This is a genomic window from Pelomonas nitida, from assembly GCF_043555975.1.
In the GTDB taxonomy this organism is placed as follows: domain Bacteria; phylum Pseudomonadota; class Gammaproteobacteria; order Burkholderiales; family Burkholderiaceae_C; genus Pelomonas; species Pelomonas nitida.
Genome location: NZ_JBIGIA010000001.1, coordinates 94,521 through 120,187 on the forward strand (window position 1 = coordinate 94,521; position 25,667 = coordinate 120,187).

At 68.0% G+C, this 25,667-nt stretch carries 22 protein-coding genes; 6 read left to right on the plus strand and 16 right to left on the minus strand.

From position 1 onward, the window contains the following. Positions 1 to 129: 129 nt before the first annotated feature. Both ACG00X_RS00410 and ACG00X_RS00415 read right to left on the minus strand, forming a co-directional pair. Positions 130 to 3,501, minus strand: a complete 3,372-nt coding sequence (locus ACG00X_RS00410) for a S41 family peptidase (protein ID WP_394485837.1) — start codon at positions 3,499 to 3,501, stop codon at positions 130 to 132. A gap of 107 nt (positions 3,502 to 3,608) precedes the next feature. Further along, positions 3,609 to 4,508, minus strand: coding sequence for a 5'-nucleotidase (locus ACG00X_RS00415; RefSeq protein ID WP_394485839.1), 900 nt, complete (start codon positions 4,506 to 4,508; stop codon positions 3,609 to 3,611). A 189-nt stretch (positions 4,509 to 4,697) separates the two neighbouring features. On the opposite strand from ACG00X_RS00415, the gene ACG00X_RS00420 reads away from it, so the two are divergent. Then, positions 4,698 to 6,257 carry a methyl-accepting chemotaxis protein gene (locus tag ACG00X_RS00420; protein ID WP_394485840.1) on the plus strand — a complete coding sequence of 520 codons (1,560 nt, stop codon included), beginning with the start codon at positions 4,698 to 4,700 and terminating at the stop codon, positions 6,255 to 6,257. A 489-nt stretch (positions 6,258 to 6,746) separates the two neighbouring features. Here the strand turns inward: ACG00X_RS00420 and gspF are convergent, their stop codons facing one another. The 11 genes from gspF to gspG all read right to left on the minus strand — a co-directional run bounded on the left by gspF (position 6,747) and on the right by gspG (position 17,309). Then, on the minus strand, positions 6,747 to 7,958 hold the full coding sequence (gene gspF, locus ACG00X_RS00425; RefSeq protein ID WP_394485842.1) for a type II secretion system inner membrane protein GspF: 1,212 nt from the start codon (positions 7,956 to 7,958) through the stop codon (positions 6,747 to 6,749). A 10-nt stretch (positions 7,959 to 7,968) separates the two neighbouring features. After that, positions 7,969 to 9,396, minus strand: a complete 1,428-nt coding sequence (gene gspE / locus ACG00X_RS00430; protein ID WP_394485844.1) for a type II secretion system ATPase GspE — start codon at positions 9,394 to 9,396, stop codon at positions 7,969 to 7,971. Between the two features lie 5 nt (positions 9,397 to 9,401). Further along, positions 9,402 to 11,645, minus strand: a complete 2,244-nt coding sequence (gene gspD / locus ACG00X_RS00435) for a type II secretion system secretin GspD (protein ID WP_394485846.1) — start codon at positions 11,643 to 11,645, stop codon at positions 9,402 to 9,404. Between the two features lie 2 nt (positions 11,646 to 11,647). Further along, positions 11,648 to 12,538 (minus strand): type II secretion system protein N, encoded by an 891-nt coding sequence (gspN, locus tag ACG00X_RS00440; protein WP_394485848.1) that lies wholly within the window; start codon positions 12,536 to 12,538, stop codon positions 11,648 to 11,650. Beyond that, positions 12,538 to 13,074, minus strand: coding sequence for a type II secretion system protein GspM (gene gspM, locus ACG00X_RS00445; protein WP_394485850.1), 537 nt, complete (start codon positions 13,072 to 13,074; stop codon positions 12,538 to 12,540). Before gspM ends, gspN begins: the two co-directional genes overlap by 1 nt. Further along, the gene (gene gspL, locus ACG00X_RS00450) at positions 13,074 to 14,333 is read right to left on the minus strand and encodes a type II secretion system protein GspL (protein ID WP_394485851.1); all 1,260 of its coding nucleotides are present in this window, start codon (positions 14,331 to 14,333) and stop codon (positions 13,074 to 13,076) included. Before gspL ends, gspM begins: the two co-directional genes overlap by 1 nt. Before the next feature lie 80 nt (positions 14,334 to 14,413). Beyond that, positions 14,414 to 15,373 (minus strand): type II secretion system minor pseudopilin GspK, encoded by a 960-nt coding sequence (gspK, locus tag ACG00X_RS00455; RefSeq protein ID WP_394485852.1) that lies wholly within the window; start codon positions 15,371 to 15,373, stop codon positions 14,414 to 14,416. After that, positions 15,370 to 16,023 carry a PulJ/GspJ family protein gene (locus ACG00X_RS00460; protein ID WP_394485854.1) on the minus strand — a complete coding sequence of 218 codons (654 nt, stop codon included), beginning with the start codon at positions 16,021 to 16,023 and terminating at the stop codon, positions 15,370 to 15,372. Before ACG00X_RS00460 ends, gspK begins: the two co-directional genes overlap by 4 nt. Before the next feature lie 2 nt (positions 16,024 to 16,025). Further along, positions 16,026 to 16,442 carry a type II secretion system minor pseudopilin GspI gene (gspI, locus tag ACG00X_RS00465; protein WP_394485856.1) on the minus strand — a complete coding sequence of 139 codons (417 nt, stop codon included), beginning with the start codon at positions 16,440 to 16,442 and terminating at the stop codon, positions 16,026 to 16,028. 2 nt (positions 16,443 to 16,444) lie between these two features. After that, on the minus strand, positions 16,445 to 16,915 hold the full coding sequence (locus ACG00X_RS00470) for a prepilin-type N-terminal cleavage/methylation domain-containing protein (RefSeq protein WP_394485858.1): 471 nt from the start codon (positions 16,913 to 16,915) through the stop codon (positions 16,445 to 16,447). Then, positions 16,887 to 17,309, minus strand: a complete 423-nt coding sequence (gspG, locus tag ACG00X_RS00475; RefSeq protein ID WP_394485859.1) for a type II secretion system major pseudopilin GspG — start codon at positions 17,307 to 17,309, stop codon at positions 16,887 to 16,889. Before gspG ends, ACG00X_RS00470 begins: the two co-directional genes overlap by 29 nt. 53 nt (positions 17,310 to 17,362) lie before the next feature. On the opposite strand from gspG, the gene ACG00X_RS00480 reads away from it, so the two are divergent. Continuing rightward, positions 17,363 to 17,884 (plus strand): type II secretion system protein N, encoded by a 522-nt coding sequence (locus tag ACG00X_RS00480; protein WP_394485861.1) that lies wholly within the window; start codon positions 17,363 to 17,365, stop codon positions 17,882 to 17,884. 4 nt (positions 17,885 to 17,888) lie between these two features. Here ACG00X_RS00480 and ACG00X_RS00485 read toward each other — a convergent pair whose 3' ends face one another. Both ACG00X_RS00485 and ilvA read right to left on the minus strand, forming a co-directional pair. After that, positions 17,889 to 18,965: a nicotinate-nucleotide--dimethylbenzimidazole phosphoribosyltransferase gene (locus ACG00X_RS00485; RefSeq protein WP_394485863.1), complete on the minus strand. Its 1,077-nt coding sequence runs from the start codon at positions 18,963 to 18,965 to the stop codon at positions 17,889 to 17,891. A 31-nt stretch (positions 18,966 to 18,996) separates the two neighbouring features. Continuing rightward, positions 18,997 to 20,517, minus strand: a complete 1,521-nt coding sequence (ilvA, locus tag ACG00X_RS00490) for a threonine ammonia-lyase, biosynthetic (RefSeq protein WP_394486352.1) — start codon at positions 20,515 to 20,517, stop codon at positions 18,997 to 18,999. A gap of 326 nt (positions 20,518 to 20,843) precedes the next feature. Here ilvA and ACG00X_RS00495 point away from each other — a divergent pair, with 326 nt between their 5' ends. After that, on the plus strand, positions 20,844 to 21,275 hold the full coding sequence (locus tag ACG00X_RS00495) for an OsmC family protein (protein WP_394485866.1): 432 nt from the start codon (positions 20,844 to 20,846) through the stop codon (positions 21,273 to 21,275). Here ACG00X_RS00495 and coq7 read toward each other — a convergent pair whose 3' ends face one another. Then, the gene (gene coq7, locus ACG00X_RS00500) at positions 21,276 to 21,935 is read right to left on the minus strand and encodes a 2-polyprenyl-3-methyl-6-methoxy-1,4-benzoquinone monooxygenase (protein WP_394485869.1); all 660 of its coding nucleotides are present in this window, start codon (positions 21,933 to 21,935) and stop codon (positions 21,276 to 21,278) included. Positions 21,936 to 22,132: 197 nt separating this feature from the next. Between coq7 and ACG00X_RS00505 the strand changes: the two genes are divergently transcribed. The 3 genes from ACG00X_RS00505 to ACG00X_RS00515 all read left to right on the plus strand — a co-directional run bounded on the left by ACG00X_RS00505 (position 22,133) and on the right by ACG00X_RS00515 (position 25,667). Then, on the plus strand, positions 22,133 to 23,155 hold the full coding sequence (locus ACG00X_RS00505; RefSeq protein WP_394485871.1) for a porin: 1,023 nt from the start codon (positions 22,133 to 22,135) through the stop codon (positions 23,153 to 23,155). Positions 23,156 to 23,342: 187 nt separating this feature from the next. Further along, positions 23,343 to 24,512: a porin gene (locus ACG00X_RS00510; protein WP_394485873.1), complete on the plus strand. Its 1,170-nt coding sequence runs from the start codon at positions 23,343 to 23,345 to the stop codon at positions 24,510 to 24,512. Between the two features lie 177 nt (positions 24,513 to 24,689). Next, on the plus strand, positions 24,690 to 25,667 hold the full coding sequence (locus ACG00X_RS00515; protein WP_394485874.1) for an ABC transporter permease: 978 nt from the start codon (positions 24,690 to 24,692) through the stop codon (positions 25,665 to 25,667).

Consider the following 25,667-nt stretch of genomic DNA (forward strand, 5'->3'; position numbering starts at 1 on the left):
GTTGCCCCCGCACTGCCGGCCGCGCGCCGCAGGCATCTGCCCGAAGTGACGAATCCTGCACGCTGGTGCCGGCCGGCGGTGTCACCGCAGATGGAGACCCCGCGGCAGCCGGGGCCTCCAGCGCGCTGATCAGGGTTTCACCGGGCGCGGGTACGGGCCGGGCTTCACCACCGGGACGGGTTGCGCCGCGATGCGGCGGCGCAGTTCGGCGATGGCGGCGTCCAGCTGCGCATCCTGGCCGAGGAAGGTGGCGCGCGGCGGGTTGTCCACGTCGATGTCGGGCGTCACGCCGATGCCCTCGATGAGGAAGCGGCCGTCGGCGTCCAACTGGCCGGTCTCGGCGGCCCGCATGATGCCGTTGTCCAGCAGCCGGTTGCCGTCGGACAGCCACACCCCCGCCCCCGAGCTGCGCTTGCCGATGACCGGGCCGATCTTCAGGCGCTTGAAGCCCTCGGAGAAGGTCTCGCCGTCGCTGTAGGTGTCTTCGTTCATCAGCACCACGGTGTGCCCGCGGTAGACGTTCTGCATGTTGGGGTAGACGCCGGTGCCGGCCGGCGAGCGCGGCTGCCAGAAGGCCCAGGCGCGGCGCAGCAGCTTTTCCAGGATCCAGCTGTCGATGTTGCCGCCGTTGTTGTAGCGCACGTCGATGATGAGGCCGTCGCGGTCGCTGGCGGCGTAGAACTCGCGCACGAAGTCGGCGATGTCGTTGGGGCCCATGGCGCGCAGATGCACATAGCCGATGCGGCCCTGGCCGGCCTGCTCCACGGCCTGGGCGCGGCTGAAGCGCCAGTCGTTGTAGCGCAGCTGGGTTTCGCGCAGCTGCGCGACGGGCGTGACGATGCGTTGCGTCGCCCGGCCGTCGGCGCTCTTCACGTCCAGCAGCACCTGGCGGCCGGCCTGGCCGCGCAGCAGTTCCAGCAGATGCGGCGCGTCGGCCGTGGCGCGGCCGTTCACGGCGGTGATGACGTCGCCGACCGCCAGGCCCAGACCCGGCGCGGCCAGCGGCGGCGCTTCGGAAGGCAGCTCGGGGTCGTGGCGGTAGATGGCGTCGATGCGCCAGCCGCCCGGCGCGCGCGAGAAGCGGCCGCCCAGGCCGGCCAGGCCCGGCTCGTCCGGCGCGGGCCGTGTGTCGCCCGGCGCCACCTGGCTGTGCAGCGCGCCCAGCTCGGACACCATCTGCGCCATCAGCTCGGCCAGCTCGTAGCGGTCGGTCACGCGGTCCACCAGCGGTTCGTACTTGGCCCGCACGGCGGCCCAGTCCACGCCGTGCATGTCCTTGTCGTAGAAGTGGTCGCGGTGCATGCGCCAGGCGTCGGCGAACATCTGCTGCCACTCGGCGCGCGGTTGCGTGGAGATCTGCCAGTCGCTCCAGCGCACCTGCGCCTTGGCCAGATCGGTCGGCAGCTTGGCGGCGGCCTCGACGATCAGCACTTCCGGCGCTGCGCCGGCCTGGTTGCGCACCAGCATGAGCTTCTTGCCGTCGGCGCTGAGCTCGTAGCTGCGCACGTCCAGCGCCATCACCTCGGCCGGTGCGCCCTGGTTGTCGATGGCGATGGACTTGAGCTGGGTCTTGCGGGCCAGATCCCGGTCCAGGAACCACAGCCGCTTGCCGTCGGTGCGCAGCGCCTGGTAGTCACCGGCGGGCACGGGCAGCTCGTAGAGCCGCGCGTTCAGACCCTCGAACTGGATGGCCGGCTTGGCCTTCTTGTCGGAAGGCTTGTCGGCGGGTTTGTCCGCGGGCTTGTCTGCGGGCTTGTCTGCGGGCTTGTCGGTCGGCTTCTTGTCGTCCTTGCCGTCCGGCTTGCGCTCGTCGGCGCGTTGTTCGTCCGCCTTCTTGTCTGCGGGCGATTCGAGTTCGTCCTTGGGCGCGAACGGCGAGCGCAGGCCGGCCTGCAGCGCCACCGCATACAGCTTGCTGCGCATGCCGAAGTAGGGGCCGGTGTTGCGGTCACCCCAGGGGCTGCTGTTGCCGGTGGCGGCGAAGTTGCGGCTGGACGAGAAGTAGAGCCACTGCCCGTCGGGGCTGAAGGCGGCGCCCTCGGCGTCGTAGCGGTCGCTGGTCAGCGTGTGCGTGCGGCCGTCAGCCACGCGGTAGAGCTGCAGCTGCGTGCGGTCCGCGTGGTGCAGCGAGGCCTGCCACACGAGTACCTGGCCGTCCGGGCTCCAGGCCTGCAGCTGGGGCGGTTCGCCCAGGCTGCTGCGGGCGATCTCGCGCGTCGCGGTGGCGGTCGGGGCGCGGAGATCGGTCAGCCAGACGCGGCCTTCCTTGTCGGTATGCGCCAGCCAGCGGCCGTCGGGGGAGGGCAGCAAGTCCCTGCGCTGCGTGGTGGCGCCGCGCGTGAGGCGCTCGGGCTGGCCCGTGCCGTTTGCGGCGAAGCGCCACACCTCGGTCTCGCCGCTGAAGTCGCACAGCCCGTACACCTGTTTGCTGTCGCGGCTGAACTCGGCCTTGCGGCAGCGGCCGTCGGCCGGCTGCGGCAGCTCGGCGCGGCGCAGCTGCTGCACGCCCTGCGTGGCCAGGTGGCCGCGTGCTGCGAGCAGCACGCGCTCGCCGTTGGGGGCGAAGGCGATGTCGGTCAGGAAGTCCTGCGGCTTCTTGATCCAGCGCTCGCGCGTCTGGTCGAAGTCACCGCCCAGCCGGATGTCGAGTTTGCGGGCGGCTTCGGCTTGCGCCAGGTCGACGGTGTAGAGGTCTGCGCCGAGCGCGTAGGCGACGCGGCTGCCGTCGATGGCGGCGTGGCGGATGTCCCAGCCCTTGTGCGTGGTGTGTTGGCGCAGGTCGCCGCCCTGCGCGTTGACGGACCAGACGTTGACGCTGCCATCGCGGTCGGACAGGAAGGCGATGCGCTCGCCGTCGGCCGCGCGGTAGGGCAGCGGTCGGCGGTCGTTGTTGCCTTCGGGCAGCAGCGGGCGGGCCTCGGCGCTGCCGGTCAGGTCCAGCGCCCACAGCCGCGCGATGGCGCCGCCGCGGTACTGGCGCGCGTTGTCGCTGCGCAGGCCGCTGCGGGTGAAGTACAGCGTTCGTCCGTCGGCACTGAGCGCGCCGTCGCTGGCCTGGCCGACGGGGAGCTGGCGGCGCTGGCCAGTCTTCACGTCGATGGCGAACAGCTGCGCGCCGGGGCGGGCATCCAGCGAGGTGTAGACGACTTCACCCGCGGCGCTGAAACCCCACACACGCATGCCGCCGCCCTCCCAGGTCAGGCGGCGCGGCGGGCCACCGGCGGTGGGCATCAGATAGATCTCGGTGCCGCCGTCGTACTGGGCCGTGAAGGCCAGCCATTGCCCGTCGGCCGACACGGCGGGCTGGCTCTCCTGCCCGGCGTGCGTCGTGAGGCGCTGGGCGTCGCCGCCCTGCAGCGGTGCGCGCCACAGGTCGCCCTCGGCGACCAGATAGACCTGGTCGCCATGCAGTGCGGGTTGGCGATAGAAACCGTTGGTGCCGGCCGAGGCGCCGGTGGCGCACAGGGCCGCCGCGAGCGCGGCGAGGGAAAGACGGAACATGGGGATCTCCTGGAACGGCGGCGATTGTGTGGGCAGGCGCGGCGGCTGGCGTTTCGTCATCGACAGCGGCCCGCGCGGCGCGTGGGGCTGGGCAGAAGCAGGTGCGTTCAGCCGGCGTTGACGATGCCCGCCGTCACCTGGCCGGCGGGGACATGGGCGGCGGCGCTCTCGACGTGGCCCATCTGGTCGTCGAAGAAGAAGTCCGGCTCGAACTCGCGCAGGAACTCTCCCTTGGCCAGGCCGCCGAGGAACATGGCCTCGTCGACGGCGATGTCCCAGTCCATCAGCGTGCGGATGGCGCGTTCATGCGCCGGGGCGCTGCGGGCGGTGACCAGCGCGGTGCGCACCTTCATGCCGCCCGACGGCGTCTGCTGCAGCCGCTGCAGCGCGGCCAGCACGGGCTTGAACGGGCCGGCCGGCAGCGGCAGGTGCGCGCGCGAGCTCTCGTGCTCGCGGAAGGCGTCCAGGCCGTCGCGCTGGAAGACCTGCTCGGCTTCGTCGGAGAACAGCACGGCGTCGCCATCGAAGGCGATGCGCAGCTCGTTGGGGTGGGCGGCCGACGCCCGCGCCGCATGCGGCATCACGCGCGCCGCCGCCACGCCGGCACCGAGTGCCTGGCGCACGTCGCCTTCGTTGGTCGACAGGAACAGCTGCGCCCCGAGCGGCCGCAGGTAGCGCCAGGGCGAGGCGCCGCGCGTGAACACGCCTCGCTCGATGCCCAGGCCGTAATGCCGCGCCGAGCGGAACACGCGCATGCCCGAGATGGGGTCGTTGCGCGACAGCACCACCACCTCCACCCGGGGCGTCTCGCCCGCATTGAAACCGAGCAGCTTCTCGACCAGCGAGAACGCCACACCGGGCGGCGCCGGCTCGTCCAGCCGCTGTTGCTGCAAGGCCATGTAGGCATGGTCATCGGCGGCTTCGAAGACCTGGTTCTCGGCTTCGAAATCGAACAGGGCGCGGGAGGAGATGGCGACGACGAGTTGGCCGGTGAGGGTGGCGGGCATGGCGGGATTCTCGGGGCTGGCTCGCCACCCTCCTGCGTTGCTGCATCGTGAAGAAACTTTCGTGACGCACTTGGCGGTCATCCGGGTTTTCCAGGGGGTGGCACTGTCATTGATGCCGTCAGCACGGGAACATGCAGGGCTTTATTGCAGACAGGTTCGCGTCAGCTTCGCGAGCCTTTGGAGAATCGCATGTCCTCGACTTCGTCAGCCCGCACGGGATCCATAGGCCGCCGGCTCGCGCTGGTGCTTTCCGCCATCCTCGGCCTGTCGCTGCTGAGCAGCGTCATCGCGGTCTGGCAGCTGCGCGCCGTGGGCGCGGAGATGGCAGACATGCTGCAGAACAGCCTGATGGTGGAGCGTGCTGCGTCCGACTGGATGCGCAACACCAGCTCCGGTGTGCAGCGCGCCGCCGCCATCGCCAAGAGCACCGATCCGTCGCTGATCGAGTACTTCGCGCCGGCCACGGCGGCGGCCATCAAGGAGACCACCGAGCTGCAGAAGCAGATCGAGGCGTCTTTGGACACGCCGGCCGAGCGCGAGCTGTTCGCCCGCATCGGCGAGCTGCGCAAGGCCTACCTGTCGGCGCGTGAGGAGGTCAGCAAGGCCAAGTCTGCCGGCGATGCAGCAGGCGCGGCCAAGCTGTTCGCCGAGCGTTTCGACCCGGCCTCCAAGAGCTACCTGGATGCCGTGGCCGAACTGACCGCAGGCCAGCGTGCTGAGCTGGACCGGTCAGCCGCCAAGGTCGAGGCGCTGCGCTCGCGCACCGTGTGGGCGCTGGTGCTCTGTACGGGCCTGGCGCTGGCCGTCGGCTGCGTGCTGAGCGTGCTGCTGTCGCGCAGCATCACCGGGCCGCTGCGTGAGGCCGAGCGTTCGGCTCGGGCCATCGCCGACATGGACCTGACCGGCGAACCGCAGCGCAGCTACGCCAACGACGAGACGGGTCAGCTGCTGCGCGCCGTGGACGCGATGCGCGAAGCGCTGCGGCATGCGCTGAGCCAGGTTCGCGGTGTCGTCGACAACATCTCCACCGCCAGCCGCGAGATCGCTTCCGGCAACGCCGACCTGAGCGGGCGCACGGAGCAGGCTGCGTCCAACCTCGAAGAAACGGCCAGCGCCATGGAGGAGCTGACCAGCACCGTCCGCCACAGCGCCGACTCCGCAGCCCAGGCCAACCAGTTGGCCAGTTCGGCGACGCAGGTCGCGCAGCAGGGCGGGGCGGTGGTCACGCAGGTGGTCGACACGATGACCGCCATCCACGCGTCCAGCCGCAAGATCGGCGACATCATCGGCACCATCGACGGCATCGCCTTCCAGACCAACATCCTGGCGCTCAATGCCGCCGTCGAGGCGGCGCGGGCGGGCGAGCAGGGGCGGGGCTTCGCCGTCGTGGCCGGCGAGGTGCGCACGCTGGCGCAGCGCAGCGCGGAAGCCGCCCGCGAGATCAAGTCCCTGATCGGTGCGAGCGTGACGCAGGTCGAAGCCGGTGCGCGGCTGGTCGAGCAAGCCGGTGGCACGATGACCGAGATCGTGGCCAGCGTGCAGCGCGTGACGGACATCGTCGGCGAGATCAGCACCGCCGCCGTGGAGCAGAGCCAAGGCATCGGCCAGGTCAACCTGGCCGTCGCCGACCTGGACAAGATGACCCAGCAGAACGCCGCGCTTGTGGAGCAGTCCACCGCCGCCGCCGAAAGCCTGCGTGAGCAGGCCAGCCGGCTCAGCGAGGTGGTGTCCACCTTCCGCTTGAGCTGAGGCACCCGGCCCACGGGGCCGATCTCTTCACCACTGGTGCGCGCCCCGCGCCGCACCTTCTCCAGCAGCGCCCGGCGATCCGGCTTGGCCGGTCGCTCGGGAGCGCCCCCTTGAGGGGACGCAACTCTGCGCGGTCGGGCATCGAGGTGGCCTGTACCGTCCGCGTCAGCCGAAGCACAGCCCACGCAGCCAGCCCCTTCACCGCTGGTGCGCGCCCCGCGCCGCACCCCTGCCAGCAGCGCCCGGCGATCCGGCTTGGCCGGTCGCTCGGGAGCGCCCCCTTGAGGGGACGCAACTCTGCGCGGTCGGGCATCGAGGTGGCCTGTACCGTCCGCGTCAGCCGAAGCACAGCCCACGCAGCCAGCCCCTTCGCCCCTGGTGCGCGCCCCGCGCCGCACCCCTTCAAGCAGCTCCCGGCGATCCGGCTTGGCCGGTCGCTCGGGAGCGCCCCCTTGAGGGGGCCGCAGCTTCGCTGCGGTAGGGGGTGGTCTATTTCACCCAGGTATTGAGCTGGATGATGGGCAGCAGCACGGCCAGCACGATCAGCAGCACGACGGCGCCCATCGCGACGATGAGCAGCGGCTCCAGCAGCGTGGCGGCGGCCATGGAGCGACGTTGCACTTCGACGCTGAGCTGGCGTGCTGCGCGGCCCAGCATGTCGGGCAGCTGGCCGGTCTGCTCACCGAGGCGGGCGAACATGGCGAGGATGCCCGGGAAGCGTTTCTTGCCCGCCAGGGCCTGGCCCAGTGGCGCTCCTTCGCGCACCTGGATCAGCGCATCCAGCGCGTCGGCCTGCATGGCGCGGTTGGACAGCGTCTCGGCGGCGGCCTGCAGCGCTTTCAGGATGGGCACACCGGCGCCGGCCAGCATGGCCAGCGTGCCGGCGAACCGCGCCGCGTTGTAGCCGCGGGCCAGTCGGCCCAGCAGGGGGACCCCCAGGATGCCGGCATCGAAGCGCTCGCGGAAGGCGGGCACCTTCAAGGACTGGCGCAGCATGATGGCGCCGGCGATCAGCGCGCCCAGCATGACCCAGCCCCAGGCGCGAACGAAGTCGCTGAGCGCCAGCATCGCCACCGTCAACGCGGGCAGCGCCCGCTTGGAGCTGGTGAACACGGTCGCGATCTGCGGCACGACGTAGGTCACCAGGAAGATGACGATGAAGAACGAGATCAGCGAAATGATGGCGGGGTAGGCCATGGCGCCGACGAGCTTGCCCTTGAGTTCCTCGCGCTCCTCCAGGTCGTCGGCCAGACGCTCCAGCACCAGGCCCAGCGCGCCGCTCTGCTCGCCGGCCGCAACGACGCCGCGGTAGACGTCGTCGAACTCGCGCGGCGCGGTCGCCAGCGCGCGCGCGAACGCCGAGCCTGCGTTGACCTCGGCCTTGAGCTGGCTGACCAGCTCGCGTTGGCGGTGGTCTTCCGATTCGTCGGCCAGCGCAGTGAGCGCGCGCTCGATGGGCAGGCCCGAGCCGACCAGGCCGGCGAGCTGTCGTGTCCAGACGGCGAGCGCCGTCGTGCCGAAGACGCGCCGGGCGAAGCGGCCGCCCTCTTGCCCGCCGTGCTGCTGCACCATCTCGATGGACAGCGGCGTCAGGCCCATGATGCGCACGGCCGCCCGGGCGGCGCGTGGGTTGTCGGCCTCGATCAGGCCGGAGGTCTGGCGACCGGCGTCGTTGAGGGCTTCGTATTTGTAGGCAGGCACGCGACTTCCCTCACTCGCGGGTCACGCGCAGCACTTCTTCCAGCGACGTGACGCCGGCCGCGATGAGGCGATCGCCGTCCTCGCGCATCGAGCGAAGGCCGCCGGCCTGCGCGGCGGCCAGCAGTTCGCTTTCCGCTGCCCGGTTGTGGATGAGGCCGCGAACGGTTTCGTCGGCCACCATCAGTTCGTACACGCCCAGCCGGCCCTTGTAGCCGGTGTTGCCGCAGTTCTCGCAGCCCACCGCATGCCAGCGGCCGGTGGTTTCGTCCTGACGCTTGCAGGACGGGCACAGGCGGCGCACCAGCCGCTGAGCCAGCACACCGAGCAGCGACGAGGACAGCAGGAAGGGCTCGATGCCCATGTCGGTCAGGCGCGTGACGGCGCTGGTCGCGTCGTTGGTGTGCAGCGTGGCCAGCACCAAGTGGCCGGTCAGCGAGGCCTGGATGGCGATCTGCGCGGTTTCATAGTCGCGGATTTCGCCGATCATGATGACGTCCGGGTCCTGGCGCAGGATGGCGCGCAGCGCCTTCGCGAAGGTCAGGTCGATCTTGGCGTTGACCTGCGTCTGGCCGATGCCGGGCAGTTCGTATTCGATCGGGTCCTCGACGGTCAGCACGTTGGTGGTGCTGGTGTCGACGGTTTGCAGCGAGGCGTACAGCGACGTCGTCTTGCCGGAGCCGGTCGGGCCCGTGACCAGCACGATGCCGTGCGGTTGCTGCACCAGGTTCTTGAACGAGGTCAGCACACGGCCGTCCATGCCCAGGCCTTCGAGCGTGAACTTGGATTCGCTCTTGTCGAGCAGACGCAGCACGGCGCGCTCGCCGTGGGCGGATGGCAGCGTGGAAACGCGAACGTCGATGGCGCGACCACCGATGCGCAGCGAGATGCGACCGTCCTGCGGCAGGCGCTTCTCCGCGATGTCCAGCTCGGCCATGATCTTCAGGCGGGAGATCAGCGCCGCGTGCAGTGCACGGTTGGGCTGCACCACCTCGCGCAGCGTGCCGTCGACACGGAAGCGCACGGAACTGGACCGCTCGTAGGGCTCGATGTGGATGTCGCTCGCGCCGTCCTTGGCGGCCTGCGTCAGCAGCGCGTTGAGCATGCGGATGATGGGGGCGTCGTTGGCCGCCTCCAGCAGGTCTTCCACGGCGGGGAGGTCCTGCATCATGCGCGACAGGTCCACCGCGCTCTCGACCTCGCCGACGACCGTCGCGGCGCTGCTTTCGCTGCCGGCATAGGCCGCGTTGATGCGGTCCATCAAGGCGTTGGCGGGTTCGGCCTCGAGGCGGTCCACGACGTACTGGCGTTGCACCTCGGACAGGGTGGCCCAGCCGGCGTCCGGCGGCATCCACAGTGTCAGGGAGCTGCCGTCGTCTTCCAGCAGCACGCAGTTGGCCTTCGCGAAGGCGTAGGGCAGGGGGTGGCGGGTGGCGGCCATCGGGTTTACTGCTGCTGCGGCTGCTGTTGCGGCTGCGCTTCCGGTTGCTGCGGAGCGGGCTTGACGACTGGCGTCTTCGCTTCCGGCAGCATCGGCGCGCCGGTATTGGGCAGCACCAGGCTCTTGGCCGGCTGCACGCCCTGTTGCACGGCGCGGATGCTTTCGTAGCGGTCCAGCGACAGCTGGTTGGCGGTCTCGGCGCTGCGCAGCACGACGGGGCGCAGGAAGACCATCAGGTTGGTTTTGGAGCGCTTGCGGGTCTTGCTGCTGAACAGGTTGCCGAGCACCGGGATTTTCGACAGGCCGGGAATGCCGTCTTCGGAGTCTTGGTAGTCGTCCTTGAGCAGGCCGCCCAGCACGATGATGTCGCCGTCGTCCACGACGACCGAGGTCTCGATGGCGCTCTTGTCCAGCGTCGGGCCGTTGCTGCTGCTGCCGGTGCCGTTGACGACGTTGGAGTTCTCCTGATAGACCTGCATGCGGATCGTGCCGCCCTCGCCGATCTGGCTCTTGATCTTCAGCGTCAGGCCCACGTCCTTGCGGTCGACGGTCGTGAACGGGCTGACGGTGCTGGAGCTGCTGCCCGTGTTGGCGTAGGAGCCGGTCACGAACGGCACGTTCTGGCCGATGACGATGCGGGCTTCCTCGTTGTCCAGCGAGATCAGATTCGGCGTGGACAGCACGTTCGCGCCGGTCTGTTGCTCCAGGAAGTTGGCCAGCATGCCGATGGAGTAGGTGCCGCTGACCTTGCCGACCAGGCCGAGGTTGAAACCGCCCAGGGCACCGCTGCCCAGTGCTGCGCCGATCGTGCTGGTGTTGCCGGAGGCGGCAGCGATGACGTTGAAGATGTTGCTGGCGCCGGAGCCGAAGTTGGTTCCGCTGACGCCGACCACCTTGTCGCCGTTCTGGCCGATCAGGTTCTGCCACTGCACGCCGAACTGGCCGAGCTTGGTGACGTCGACCTTGACGATCAGCGACTCGACATAGACCTGCGCCCGGCGCGAGTCGAGCTGGTCGATGACGGCGCGAACCTGGCGATACAGCGGCTCGGCGGCCGTGATGATCAGCGAGTTGGTCGACGGGTCAGCCTGCACGAAGCCGCCGGTCGAGGGGCCGGACGAGGCCGACAGCGGCGACGTGCTGGCGGCCGAAGCGCCACCGCTGGTGTTGCCGGTGCTGTTGTTGGCGTTCGCGGTGTTGTTGGGGGTGCCACTGAAGCTGTTGCCCGAACCGCTGAGCCCGCCGCTGCTGGCGCCGGCCGAGCCGCCGCTGCCGCCGGCCGAGGCGGCCGCGCCGAAGGCCGCGCGCAGCACGGCCGCGAGCTTCACGGCGTCGGCGTTCTTCAGGTAGACCACGCGGATGGGGCTGCCGCCGTCCACGCTGGGCTGGTCCAGCTTTTCCACCATGGAACGCACAGCGGCCAGGCGCGTCGGGTTGCTGGCGCGCAGGATCAGGCCGTTGGAGCGCGGGTCCACCAGCACGCTGACGGCCGTGTTGCCTTGGCCGGGGGCCCCGCCGGCAGCGGTGGCACCGCCATCGGCCAGGCGCTGCAGCAGCGGCGCCAGGTCGGCAGCGACGGCGTTCTTCAGCGGCACGATCTCGATGTCGCTGGTGCCGGGCGTGTCCATCGCCGCGATGATCTTGGCGATGCGCTGCAGGTTGTCCGCGTAGTCGGTGATGACCAGGCTGTTGTTGCCCGGGTTGGCATTGATGGTGTTGTTCGGGCTGATCAGCGGGCGCAGCACGGCAACGAGGTTGTTCGCGTTTTCGTGCTGGACGCGGAAGATCTGCGTGAGGATCTGGTCACCGCGAGCGCCCGTGCTTTCGACGGCGACGGAGCCGGCCTGCAGCTTGGCATCGGCCTCGGGCAGCACCTTCAGCAGGCCGGCCGTCTCCACCACCGTGAAGCCCAGCCCGCGCAGTGCCGCCAGATAGTTGCGGTAGGCCTCGCCCACGGACACCGGCTGTTCGCTGTAGACGGTGACCGTGCCCTTGACGCGCGGGTCGATGATGATCTGGCGGTCCAGCATGACACCGATCGCGCGCGTGACGGCCTCGATGTCGGCGTTGACGAAGTTCAGCGTGACCGGGGAACTGGCCTTGACGGCGGGGCCCTTGCCCGCGGCGGCCTTGGTGGCGCCGGGACGGGCGCGTTGCACGGTGGCGTTGTCGGGCTGGGCGAAGGTGCTGCCTGCGGTCAGCAACTGGGCCGTGACGGCGGCGGCGATGACGGTACGGTGGAAATTCATGATCATCCGATCGTGATGACGGAGCGGGCGCCCTGACGGCGTCCGATGATGTTCAGCAGGTTGTTGAGTGCTTCCTCGCGACCCGGCGCGGCGCCGGCTTCACCGTTGAAGCGGCTCTTGCCGCCGGGGATGATGGTGCCGACGCCGTTGAGCAGCAGCGCACCGTCTAGCGTGGACAGCACCAGCGTGCTGACCACCGGGTTGCCCGGGTCGGCCCTCAGTGTGAAGCGGTAGCTCCCAAGAGGCGCCACGGTGGACACGCGTGAGGAGAGGTTCACCAGGTCGAAATTCAGTTCGCCGAATTGGCGCCAGCGGCCCTGCACGTTCTCCAGCTTGAAGTCACGCGCCGCCAGGCGCAGCGAGCCATTGAGCTGCAGCGTGTTCCAGGGCGTGCCGAGGCCGGACAGCACGCTGGCCGGCAAGCGGGCGAGCCAGTCGGCGCGGCTGTCGATGCTGACTTCCATGCGCCCGAGGCCCGGCTTGATGCCGATCAGCAGGTCGCCATTGGTGCAGCACTCCTGACGGGCAGCCAGCTGCAGCCCCGTGCCCTTGAAGGACAGCTTCCAGTGCAGCCGACCGGGCAGCGACGCGGCGTCACGACTGCCCATGCCGCCAGTCAACACGAGCACGCCGGAGCCGTTCCAGAGGCTGCCGCTCGTGTTGACGAGCAGCAGGTGCTCGCCGGTGGCGGCTGCCAGCCCGCGGGCGAGCCAGCTCGCTGGCGCAAAGATGATCAGCGCGCCCACGAGGCCGATGACACCGCCCGCGATGCCCCAGCGCTGCGCCGCGTCGCGGCGCACGGAACGGCCGTTGCCCAGCGTGCTGACGCCAAACACCGAGTCCTGGATGGACGTCATCGGTGCGGCCGAGGATTTCTTTGTGAACCAGCGCATCAATTACCCCCTCCCAGGGTCAGGATCAGGGTGCCGGTGAAGCCATTGCCCTCGCGTCGCAACTGCGCCTCGACAGGGCGTGCACGTGCGGCGGAGCGCACCTCGACGAGCCACCCCTGCAGCGCGCCCGGTCCGATGCCGGTGAACCGGACGGTGGCGCGGTCGCCCATCAACTCCAGACGCGCGACGGCGCCCAGGTGGTCGACGGATGCTTTCAAGGCCTCCGCGGCCTGTGCGGGTGGAACGGGTGCGATCTGGCGCAGCGTCGCGACCTCCGCAGCCTGCGCCTGCATCTGCTGCAACTGGGCTTCCAGGTCCTCGAGTTCGACCGGCGCCGTCTTGAGCGTGCGCAGCGCCGGCGCCAGCAGCACGCTCCAGGCGATCAGCACGGCCACGACGACCCCGGCCGCCGTCAGCCCGAAGCGTTCGCGCTCGCCAAGGCCTTGCCAGTGGGTCTGTGCCTGTTCCTGCCACTGGCGCAGCCGGACTTTGAACTCGTTGAGCGGGGACGTGGGAGTGGGAGAGAAGCGTGCCATCAGCGTCGTCCTTGGGCGCTGGCGCGGCTGAGGGTCAGCTGGCCGTTGGTGACGTCAAGTTGCCAGCCATCGCTCTGCAACTGGCTGCGGAAATACTCGATCTCGGGCGGGCTCCAGTTCTGTGCCGACAAGGCCAGGCGCCCGCTCTCAAAGTTGATCGTGTCCGCCGGCGCGCGGCCCTGTGGCCAGGCCGAGGCTGCGGCAGCCAGCTGCGATTCAAGGTCCTGCTGCCCGATGCCGCCACCGGCGATACGCAGCATGTCCACCTGCTTTTGCATTTGAGCCGGTGCGTCGAGGATGGCGCGCACTTCGGGGAAGGCGCTGGTCAGCGTCGCGTTGACGGCCTCGCGGCGCGCATTCACCTCGCGGTGCTGGTGCCAAGCCCAGAGGTTCAGGCCCAGCACCTGCACTACCAGCAGGGCCGCCAGGCCTCGACGCGCGGGCTGCCAGGGCTTGCGCATCAGGTTGCGACCCGCCAGTCGCAGCGCGCGGATGCCGCGCGTCCGCGGTGCGAGGTCGAACTGGCGCAGGTCCCAGGGGCTGTCGATGGCGCCCAGTGCGCGTTGCGCGGGCGTCAGCACGGCGACGGCAGTGCCCAGCCAGCGCTCGGCGCTGGTGGCGATGCTGGGCGTCGCCGTCCATTGGGCTGCGTTCACGAGGCCGGGCTGGAAGAACTGACGCGGCATGCCGCCTTGCAGCGGCAGTGTCGAGACGCCGTCCACATGGCTCCAGCGCAGCGAAATGCCGTCTTCAGCCACGCCGTTCTGGGTCTCGAAGAAGTGGCCGCGTGCCAGTTCCTCGGGCCAGGCCAGCGGCGCGACCCGATCGACAAAGATGTTGGCTGCGTCCAGATGGGCCAGATGTTCGGCCAGCCAGGGCTTGGAGGTGATGGCCACCCAGGCGGCATCGCCGCCCGCCGCGTCGGGCTCCACCGCAAAGTGCAGCGTTTCGGGCTCTTCGAGCAAGGCCTCCTCGAGCTTGCCGGCCAGCGCAGCCCGCATCTGCCGGCCAGCGCGCGGCAGGTCGACGCGACGCCAGCTGATATCCGACTCGGAGACTACCGCCACGACCGTTTCGGCCGCAGGCAGCCGCGTGACGGGCGAGCGGCCTTCACGTTCGATGTGACTGCCGTCGTCCGTCAGTGCCCACTCGTATTCGCGCGGCAAGCCGGTGCGGGTCGAATCGGGCGCGATAGGCGCGGGTTTACCCAGCGCGCGTAGGCGCGTTCGGGGGGGGAGGAACAGCAGCAGGGTGCTCATAGGGGCTGGCGGGCGCGGCGCATTCTAGGAGGGGGCTGAGGCGATGGCGGGCGGATCTGGGGTGGTTGTCGAATCTGTTTTCAGCGATCGACTAACTGGCTGATGCGTTCACGGGCGAGCACGATGGTGGTTCGCCCCTGTCGTTCGACGAGGGAGCGCTGTTCCAACTGCCGCTCGTCCAGCCGCAGCCGGCCCGTGACCAGGAAGTAGGACGAGTTGACCGAGGCCCGGTCGGGCGCGATGGGGGTGTCTGCGGGGAGGAATTGGGCTGCGTCGGTCGGGACCTTGAACGCCTTGCCCTTGCGCCCCTGCACGACTCGCTCCGCCGAGGCGAGGTCCACGTTGAGCAGCGCCCCGATGACCTCGCGCGACGCCGTGTTGAGGTTGACCGGCGTGGCCTTGGGCAACAGCACGACGTAGGGCTGCAGCCGCTTGATGGTGTCGGCGGTCAGGCCCAGCCAGGTCAGCTGTTCCAGCCCGGCGGGCTGGATCGGTCCCTCGCTGTTGGCGTTGCCCGTGTTGCTGGCCGGCGCGCTGGCAGGGTTGGGGAATGCGGCGCGCAACCCCTCGATGATCAGCGTGGCCGTGTCGGGCGGTACGTTGACCTGACTGCACAGGCGCTGCAGGGTGATCTTTTCTTCTTCCGGCACCTGCGCGCCGCCCACCAGTGCCCGCAGGTTGTAGCGGCTTTGTGCGTCTTCGATGTAGCCGGACAGAAAGGCCTCCGGCCCGTCGTCGGCGTTGGCGGAGCCGCTTTCGCCGGCCAGGAAGGTGGACAACCGCGACTCGGCCAGTGGCGTGGCCCAGAAGTCGTTGAGATCGTCGACGTCGGACTTATCCGTTCTGAGAATCAGGCGCGCCCAGTCCAGTGCGCCTTGCAGCACCCAGGTGCTTTGAGCGCGCGCGCGGTCGGCGGCTTCGATCTGCACGGCGCGGTACTGCTGCCAGACCATGCCGCCGGCCAGGCTGGCGATCAGCGTCACGATGATCATGGCCGTGAGCAGGGCAGCACCACGCTGCCCCTGGCGAGACTTCATCATCGGACGGTGACCTCGAGTTCACGCGTCATCGTGCCCGCCAGGCCGCTGCCTTCTCCAAACTGCAGGGCCACGCGCAGGCCAGACGGCGGCAACGTCGTGTTGGGGTTGACCGGCCCGTTGGCCGAATTGCCGGTGGACTGGCAGTTGCTCCAGGCATTGCCCCAGAAGCAGTGCAGCTGCCAGCCGGTCACGCCGACGATCGCCCGCAATGGCGGGTTGCGCTGAGACAATTGCTGCAACCCTTGCTCACGTTCTGTTGCAAGATTTTGCAGTGTCTTGACGCTCGCGCTCTCCCAGCGCCACAGGCTGCCCTCGCGCAGGCTCCAGACGACGACCTGCAGGCCCGCGGTGGCCTGGCGCGTCAGCACGAGGTTGGCGCCGTCAAACACCAGGGGTTGCACGGTGCTGTGGCTGTCCTGAACGGCGCGCAGATCGGCTTCCCACTGGGCCATGACGGTTTGCAGGCGGGCCGCCTGCGTGAGATGACCCTGGGCAATCTCGCGGGTGCGGACCAGCGCGTCGATGCCGCGCCAGGCCATGGCGGCCATGACGGCCATGACGACCAGCGCCACGAGCACTTCGACAAGCGTGAAGCCGCGTTGGTGTTCGATGCTGGGCTGCAGGTGTGGGGCGAACTGTGTCGTTGGCATGCTCAACGGCCCACGATGGTGGTCAGCGTCAGCATGGGCAGGCCTTCGTCATTTGCGACGGATGCATCGACACGCTTGAAATTCTGGTTGGGGGTTTGAGTAACCTTGAGTGTGCCGGAGTAAGTGCGTGCCAGTTGTTCGCAGCTGAAACTGGATTCGCCGATGCTCGGCTGTTGCTGCGTTAGGCGAATTTCCGTCAGCACGTTCTCGGCGCACCACTGCGCCGCCGTGACCTGCGCCAGCCGGTCGGCGTTGCTGGACAGCGCGCCAGCTGCCTTGATGCCGGCGCTCAGCGCGATGGCCACGATGACGAGGGCCACGAGCACCTCGATCAGCGTGAAGCCTTGTTGTCGCGCTCCGGGGGTCCCGTTGATGTTGATGTCAGCGGGGTGGTGCAGGGGGCTGAGGCGGTGTGCCATGGTCATTGGACGATGTCGAACGCCGACAGGCCGTCCGTGCCCAGCACCATGCGCTGGTTGCCGAGTTGAAGCACCAGGCGTTGCGCCGGGATGACGGGTTCGGGCCCGAGCACGACCACCGGATTGGCGATGTTCGTGTTCTGGATGGACACGGCTACCGGGTCGCCCAGCCAGCGTGAGGGCAGGCGGATGGCGCTCGGCAAGCCGTCGAAGCGGAAATCGTCGCCGGACTTGACGGCCTTGGGCACCCAGCGGACCGCCAGACCGGAGGCGCGGCTCTCGGCGCGTGCCGTTTCCAGCAGGGCGGCCAGGCGCTGCGCCTCTCGCTCCAGCTGCATTTCAGCCGGGTCGCGCAGCGCGAGCGACACCGTGGCGCTGGTGATGGCCAGCAGCGCCACGACGACGAGCAGCTCGACGAGCGTGAAGCCGCCCGTCCGCCTGGCTTTACTGCCAGGAGCCGATGTCAGCGTCACGACCATCGCCGCCCGCGCGGCCGTCGGCGCCAAAGCTGTACACATCGATGTCACCCTTCACGCCAGGATTGGCGTACTGATACGGGTGGCCCCAGGGGTCGTTGGGCAGCTTTTCCAGGTACTGCTTCCAGTTCGGGGGCGGCGTTCCGGTGGTGGGCTTCTTGACGAGCGCATCAAGGCCCTGTTCGGCGTTGGGGTAGCGCTGGTTGTCGAGCTTGTAGAGCTTGAGCGCTTGCATCAGGTTGTTGACGTCGGTGCGAGCGGCCGTGACACGGGCATCCTCGGCTCGATCCAGCACGTTGGGCACGACGAGTGCCGCCAGCACGCCGATGATGACGAGCACCACCAGCAGTTCAATTAGCGTGAAACCGCGGGAATTAGGGGAGCGACGCATGGCAAACGTAAAAGAGCGCTGAGACAGCGGTGAGCGGGCGATCATAATGGGCCATGCGTGCACGATTGACGACCTTTGGTATTTGGCTGCTACTTGGCGGCTCGGTGGCCTATTGGGGCCTGCAATTGCTAACCCGTCCGCTGGGCATGCCGCCGATGGTGCGGCCTGCTGGCGGGGCATCAACGGGGGCGGTGGACCTGGCGCGTTTGCTCGGTAACGACGCGCCCCAGGTTGTCGCCGAGGCCGAGGCGCCGTCCACCCGACTGCGCCTGCTGGGCGTGGTGGCCCCGAAGAACGCCGAGGCGGCGGAGGCGGGGGAGGGCGTGGCGCTGATCGATGTTGACGGCGTCGCCCGCACGGTACGTGTAGGTGCTGTCGTGGACGGCGAGTTGCGCTTGCTGCGGGTGGATGCCCGCAGCGCCGGGCTTGGCCGCGCTGGGCAGGCCGTGACGCAGACGCTGCAGATCAGCATGCCGTCTGAGCCGGCGACGGGTTCGTTGCCGGTGGCGTCGCCATCGCCGGTGGTGCTGGGGGGGAACCCGCCCGGAACCGCCGTGGAAATGCGGCCGCGCTGAGGTTTCAGGGGGCTGGCGTGGGCGCGTGCGGGGCGGCAGGTGTGCTGCCGGCGCCCAGCCGCGCTTCGGCTACTTCATGCAGATCGGTCAGCAGCGCCGCCGCTGAGCGGATCATGGGCCAGGCCAGTGTGGCGCCTGTGCCGTCGGCACTGTCCATGCCCAACTCGAGCAGTGCCGACGCATGGAGCAGTGCCAGCGCTTGGTCCAGGCTCTGGTGCACGTGGCTGCGGGTGAACACCGCATAGTCGGTGACCGGCGGGCAGATGAGCGACGCGAGCTTGAGCGCGGCGCAGGCGGCGATGCCGTCGACGATGATGAGGCTGCGCTTGCTGGCCGCGACGAGCATCGCGCCAACCATGACGGCGAGCTCATGGCCACCGAAGGCGGCGAGTACTTCCATCGGTTCACGGGCGTTGCGGTGCCGCGCCCGTGCGCCCTGCAGCACCTTGAGCAGTTGAGTCAGGTCTTCCTGCGGGATCGACGGGTCGGGCGCGATGAACTCGCGCACGGACTTGTCGGACAGCCGCGACAGGATCAGCGCGGCGCACTCGGCGGAGCCCTGGCCCATGGCCGCGCAGGCCAGCACATTGCCCGGCAGGTTGTCGGCGATCTCCATGCCCACCCGCACGCCGGCGTGCGCCTGCTCCGCGCTCATGGCGGGTGACGTGCGCGCGTTGCGCGTGCCGTGCGCGACCTTGCGCGCGAGTAGGCGGGCGTGGGGCGGCAGGTTGTCGGCCACGCCGCAGTCGACGACGGTCAGATGCAGGCCTTGCACCCTCGCGAATACCGACACCGGCAGTTGCGCGTGCAGCGCCATCTGCACCAGTTCGCGCGTGGGGCGCCCCCAATGGTCGCCTGCCGCCTCGACGACGAGGCCATGATCGGCCGCGAACAGCGCCAACACCGGGTCACGAAAGCGCGGGGTGAGGCTGTTCTGCACCAGGCCTAGTCGCACCGCCAGCGGCTCCAGTTCGCCGAGACGGCCCGCAACGGCCGAGCGACGGTCGACGCGATCGCGCAGCGCTTTTTCCAGCTCGGCGTTGGCGGTGGGGGCGATCAGCGACGGTGGGGCGATGTTCATGGGCGCGGAGGCGTCAGGCCTGGAACGCAGATCAACCGAGGAACAGGCGATAGGCGGGATTGCTCGTTTCGTCCTCGAATGGATAGTTGAGTCCGAGGAGGAACTCGCGCAGCGCGCCAACCGCGCCCTTGGGCACCTGGATGCCGACGAGGATGCGGCCGTGGTCGGCGCCCTGGTTGCGGTAGTGGAAGAGGCTGATGTTCCAGTCCGGGTGCATGCTGGACAGGAACTTCATCAGCGCGCCAGGGCGCTCCGGGAACACGAAGCGATACACGCGCTCGTTGCGCGCCAACTCGCTGCGTCCGCCCACCATGTGGCGCACGTGCTGCTTGGCGAGTTCATCGTGGGTCAGGTCCAGGGTCTGGAAGCCCGCTTTCGTGAATGCGCGCGCCAGCTTGGCGGCCTCGTCGGGTTTGGAGATGCCGACACCGACGAACACCTGGGCGACATCGGCGTCGGCGATGCGGTAGTTGAACTCGGTGACGCTGCGTGGCCCCAGCAGCTCGCAGAAGCGCTTGAAGCTGCCGCGGGCCTCGGGGATGGTGACGGCGAACAGCGCCTCGCGGTGCTCGCCGACCTCGGCCCGCTCGGCGACGAAGCGCAGCCGGTCGAAGTTCATGTTGGCGCCGCAGGTGATCGCGATCAGCGACTGCCCCTTGGCGCCGGTCTTGGCGACGTACTGCTTGAGTGCTGCCACGCTCATCGCGCCGGAAGGTTCGAGGATGGAGCGTGTGTCCTCGAAGACGTCCTTGATCGCTGCGCAGACGGCATCGGTGTCGACGACGATGTAGTCGTCCACCAGTTCGCGAGCGATGCGGAAGGTCTCCTCGCCGACCAGCTTGACGGCGGTGCCGTCGGCGAACAGGCCGACATCCGTCAGCGTCACGCGTTTGCCCGCCCGCACCGAGCGCAGCATGGCATCGGAGTCGGTCGTCTGCACGCCGATGATCTTGATCTCGGGCCGCAAGGCCTTGACGTAGGCGGCAATGCCCGAGATCAGCCCGCCGCCGCCGATGGCCACGAAGATCGCGTCGATGGGCCCCGGGTGCTGGCGCAGCAACTCCATCGCGATGGTGCCTTGGCCGGCGATGACGTCCGGGTCGTCGAACGGGTGCACGAAGGACAAGCCCTGGGCCTTTTGCAGCGTCAGCGCGTGACCGTAGGCATCGGTGAAGCTCTCGCCGGCCAACACCACCTCGCCGCCCAGCGCCTTGACGGCCTCCACCTTCACCTGCGGCGTGGTCAGTGGCATCACGATGACGGCGCGGCATCCGAGCTTTCGTGCGGACAGCGCGACGCCCTGTGCATGGTTGCCTGCCGATGCGCAGATGACGCCCGCCGCGCGCTGTGCCGGTGTCAGGTGAGCCATCTTGTTATACGCGCCGCGCAGCTTGAAGCTGAAAACGTCCTGCTCGTCCTCGCGCTTGAGCCATACCTTGTTCGCCAGGCGTTTGGACAGCTTGGTGGCGGCGGTCAGGTCGGTCTCGCGAGCGACTTCGTAGACCCGGGCATTCAGGATGCGCTGCAGATAGCTGCTGCCGGGAGGCAGCATGGCCGGCGCCTGGCTGGGCGAGGATGCGCTGGCCTTGGAGGTGGCTGGCTGGCGGCGGCGCGAGGGGGCGCTCATCGGGGCTCCGTGGGATCTTGTTGAGGCGCCGGATGATAGGGGAGGCCCTCGGCGCACCCTTCGGATCTGGGTTCGTGCGGAGTCGACGAAAAAAAACCCGAGCTCTTGCAAGCTCGGGTTGAATCCACCATGGAGGCGGTGGAGGAGACAATCGGTGCGAAAGCTCTTTTCGCGTGTCCGCAGTGTAGCGTCGAGTTATGCTGCGCTGCAATATTTATCTGTGACAAATTGAGTACTTCCTCTACATGAGCATGGAATGCACTGTCAGTTGGCTGGGCCTTGAAGGCCCGAGCGGCATGAGCTTCGTCGCCGAGACCGGCAGCGGGCACGTGATCAGCATGGATGGCGCGCCGGATGGCGGCGGGCGCAACCTCGCGCCGCGCCCGATGGAAACCGTGCTTGCGGGCACCGGTGGCTGCACGGCCTACGACGTTGTGCTCATCCTCAAGCGCGGGCGCCATGACGTGCGTGGCTGCAAGGTTGCGCTGAAGGCCGAGCGTGCCAGCAGCGACCCCAAGGTCTTCACGTCCATCCACTTCCACTTCGTCGTCAGTGGCCGCGGGCTCAAGCCGGAGATCGTCGAGCGCGCCATCGCGCTGTCGCACGAAAAGTACTGTTCGGCCACGGCCATGCTGGCCAAGACTTCCGCGATCAGCACCTCGTTCGAGGTTGTCGAGGCCTGATCAGACGCGGTGGGCAACGGTCGTCATGACCTTGGCCGCCAGCCGCATCAGGCCGCGGACCGGCGCGGGCAGCGGTGCAGCGCCGGCGGCGAGGGCTGCGGCGGCGTGTTCCGCCTCCTCCTGCTTCATTTGCTCGACGATGGCCCGCGATGCGGCATCACCGGGCGGCAGCAGGTCCAGATGCGAAGCCAGATGGGCCTCGACCTGACGCTCTGTTTCAACGACAAAGCCCAGGCTCCAGCGATCGCCGGCGAGGCCGGCAGCGCCGCCCCAAGCGAAGGCGCCGATCCACCACAACGGTGCGAGTCGGCTGGTGTGGGTGTCGAGCTCGGCCACGCGTTCTGCCGTCCACGCCAGGTGGTCGAGTTCTTCCTGCGCCGCCTGCTGAAAATGCGCGCGCAATTCTTCGCTGCGACTGAACAGCGATTGCGATTGATATAGCGCTTGCGCACAGATTTCACCGACGTGATTGACGCGCATGAGGGCGCCGGCCTGGCGTGTCTCTGCTGCGCTGAGTTCGGTGGATTTGCTGTCGCGCGCGGGCGAAGCACGTGTCGCGCGGGTGGGTGTGAAAACTGTTCTCAGGCCGGAATCGAGTGCGGCGAGCAGGCGATCCTGCGCATTCAGCACGAGCGAAGTGGTGGCTTTATGGTGATGCATTGCATTAACACGCTCTGATATGTGAGGAAATGGTGACAAGGTCAAGGCGTTGTGGGGGGGCAACGCAATGGCAGATTTTCATATCCGTGAATTCCCTCGCCAGTCAAACCTGTAGTGGAATACGTGCACTTCCTCTCAGGAGGTGAGCTGCCCTGCCGTCTCGGCTGGCAGCTTCGATGAATACCTAGGAGTATCGAATGAAGAAAGCTCTGATTGCCCTGGCCGTCCTCGGTCTGACCGGCGGCGCTGCTGTTGCGCAATCCTCGTCCGTCACGCTGTTCGGCGTCATCGACGCGGACATGAAGTACGTCAAGACCGGCGACACCAAGATGAAGAAGCTGGACTCCAGCGGTCTGAACACCAGCCGTTTCGGCGTGCGTGGTACGGAAGACCTGGGTGGCGGCCTGAAGGCTGGTTTCTGGCTGGAATCTGAAGTCGCTGCTGATACCGGTGTTGCCGGTGGTGGCAATGCCTTCTGGGGCCGTCGCGCCACGGTGAGCCTGTCGGGCGACTTCGGTGAAGTGCGCCTGGGCCGCAACAAGACCGCTTCGCGCCTGCACATCGAAGACTTCGACCCGTACACCGCGACCGGCCTGGGCAACGTCCTGGCTGTGTACAGCAACCTGGGCAGCGGCAACGGCACGGCTTACGGCCGCGCCGACAACCTGGTGTCGTACTCGCTGCCGACCCAAGGCCTGAACGGCTTCTACGGTGGCGTTGACGTTGCCGCGCCGGAAGGCACGGTCGCCAACAAGCACCAGTCCGTCCGTCTGGGCTACAAGGACGGCGCGCTGCACGTGTCGGGTGCTTACGCCAACGCCAATTCGGCCACCAGCAAGTACAAGCTGGCCTCGGTCGGCGCGTCGTATGACTTCGGCGTCGCCAAGCCGTCGTTCTCGTACACGGAAGGCAAGTACAACGCCGCCAAGCAAAGCATCTGGACGCTGGCCGTCGTGGTGCCGCTGGGTCAAGGTCAAGTCATGGCTTCGTACACCGATGCCAAGGCCAACGTTGCAGCCGAAGCCATCAATGGCGTGGGCGATGCCTCGCTGTTCGCGATCGGCTACCAGTACAACCTGTCCAAGCGCACGGCTCTGTACACGACGTTCGCTCAGATCGACAACAACGGTCGCGGCCGCTTCATCGTTGCTGGCGCGCCTGCTGCTGCCAACGGCCAGAAGTCCAGCGGCTTCGACGTCGGCGTTCGCCACAGCTTCTGATCGTCATCTGCGACCTTCGGGTCGCAATTGCGTCAGACAAAGCCGCCTTCGGGCGGCTTTTTCTTTTCTGGCGGTGACTCTTGGGGCAGGGGAATTGCTGTGTACGGCGAGCAACAGGGCTGCGCTGCTGGGAGGATGCTTGGTTGAGAATGAGTTGGCTTCATACCAATTACAGGAGACAACCTTGATGAATAAAGCCGCATTGGCTGTGGCCGTCCTGGCCGCCAGCACCTCCGCCGCGTGGGCGCAGTCCAGCGTCACCCTTTACGGCATCGTCGATGCCGCCGTGCGTTACACCTCGAATGCCAACCCCGGCACGTCGGACAAGACGATGGTGCCTGGCGGCATGTCGCAGAGCCGGCTCGGCGTGAATATCACGGAGGACATGGGCGGCGGCGTGAAGGCGTTGGCCAACCTGGAGCACCGTTTCAACTCGGATACCGGCACCGCGGGCTCGACCACGGATTTCTGGCGTCAGGCTTGGGTGGGCTTGCAGTCCAATGATTTCGGTCAGATTCGCCTTGGGCGCCAGTACAACATTCTTTTTGACATCTATACGTCGACATTCGCGTCGTTCAGATATTCACCCTATATCGAAGCCTATAAGCCGGAAATCGGCCTGGCCATGACGGCTCGCCAGGACAACATGGTCAAGTACCTGGCCCAGTTCGGCAATGTCTACGCGGAAGTGCAGGTCAGCGCCGGTGAGGGCCAATCTGGTGCGGCGGCAGCCCTGCCCAACAAGACCATCGGCGGCATGCTGCGCTACAACGACGGCGTCTACGGCGTGGGCGGTGCCTACCTGCAGGCGACCGAGCAGACCGGTCGAAAGATCAAGGCGACCGTTTTTGGTGCCTCGTACACGAGTGGGCCGCTGTACGTTCACGCGTCGTGGGGGCAGAACAAGTTCGATTCGATCAACGGGTTGATCACTTCGGCCGCGTCGGTGGCTGACGCGACCAGTGCTTTCCGTGTGGGGCTGAGCACGCGCGGCGCCTACACCAGCGGTTTGCTGGGGGCCAGCGTGTTCAACAACAACTCGGCTGACGTCAACAAGCGCACCATGTACATGCTTGGTGCGACCTACCAGCTGACGCCGCAGTTCAATGTCGGCGCGAACGTTTGGTTGACGAAGCAGACGCATTACGGCTTCGCGCTGGCGCCGCTCGGCCTGTCGACGACGGCGGGTGGCAGTTCCAAGGCCGACTTCTATGCGGCGGTGGCTGACTACGCGTTCTCCAAGCGCACCGATGTTTACCTGGAGGTGGACTACACCAAGACCAGTGGCTCGGTCGCCTTCCTGAACGGCGCCACAAAGCGCGCCGGTGCCATGCTGGGCGTTCGCCACCGGTTCTGAGTGTGGCGGCGGGCGTGCAGCCCGCGTTCGCCAATTGGACGGGTCGCTTCGGCGGCCCGTTGTCATTTCGGGCATTGCTCTTGCTGTTTAGGGCTTTCACGGGGTTTGCTCGGCCCTGCTTTCGCCATGATCTCGCCTTCTTTCGGTGCCTGGTTGGACCGCATCACCTGAGTTTGCATGCTGGTTTTCATCCTTCGCCGATTGATCCAGGCCGTGGTGGTCATGTTGTCGGTGGCCTTCATCGCCTTCATGCTGTTCCAGTACGTCGGAGACCCGGTCAACAACCTGCTGGGCCAGGATGCCACCGAGGAACAGCGCAGCGCACTGCGCAAGGACCTGGGGCTGGACCGGCCCTTCCCGGTGCAGTTCGCGCGCTTCGTGCTGAACGCGGCGCAAGGCGAGTTCGGCATCAGCCTGCGGCAGGGGCGCAAGGTGTCGACGCTGATCGCCGAATGCCTGCCGGCCACACTGGAGCTGGCAGTGGTGGCCGGGCTCATCGCGCTGGTGTTCGGCATTCCGCTGGGGGTTTATGCGGCGCTGCGGCGCGGGCGTGCGACGGCGCAATTGCTGATGACGGGCACGCTGTTCGGCGTCAGCCTGCCCAACTTCGTCATCGGCATCCTGCTGATCTGGATCTTCGCCGTCGAGCTGAAATGGCTGCCCAGCTTCGGCCGTGGCGAGGTGGTGGCCTTCGGCTCCTGGACGTCGGGCCTGCTGACCCGCGACGGCCTGCTGCATCTGGTGCTGCCGGCGGTCACGCTGTCGGCCTTCCAGCTCACGCTGATCATGCGACTGGTGCGGGCGGAGATGCTGGAGGTGCTGCGCACCGACTACATCCGCTTCGCCCGCGCCCGTGGCCTGACGGATCGCAGCGTCTACTTCGGGCACGCGCTGAAGAACACGCTGGTGCCGGTCATCACGATCACGGGCCTGCAGCTCGGCTCGCTGATCGCTTTCGCCATCATCACCGAGCAGGTCTTCCAGTGGCCCGGCATGGGCCTGCTGTTCATCCAGGCGGTGCAGTTTGCCGACATCCCGGTCATGGCGGCCTATCTGTGCCTGATCTCGCTGATCTTCGTCGTCATCAACCTGGGTGTCGATCTTCTCTATTTCGCCGTCGACCCGCGTCTGCGCGTCGAGGGCAAGGCTCACTGA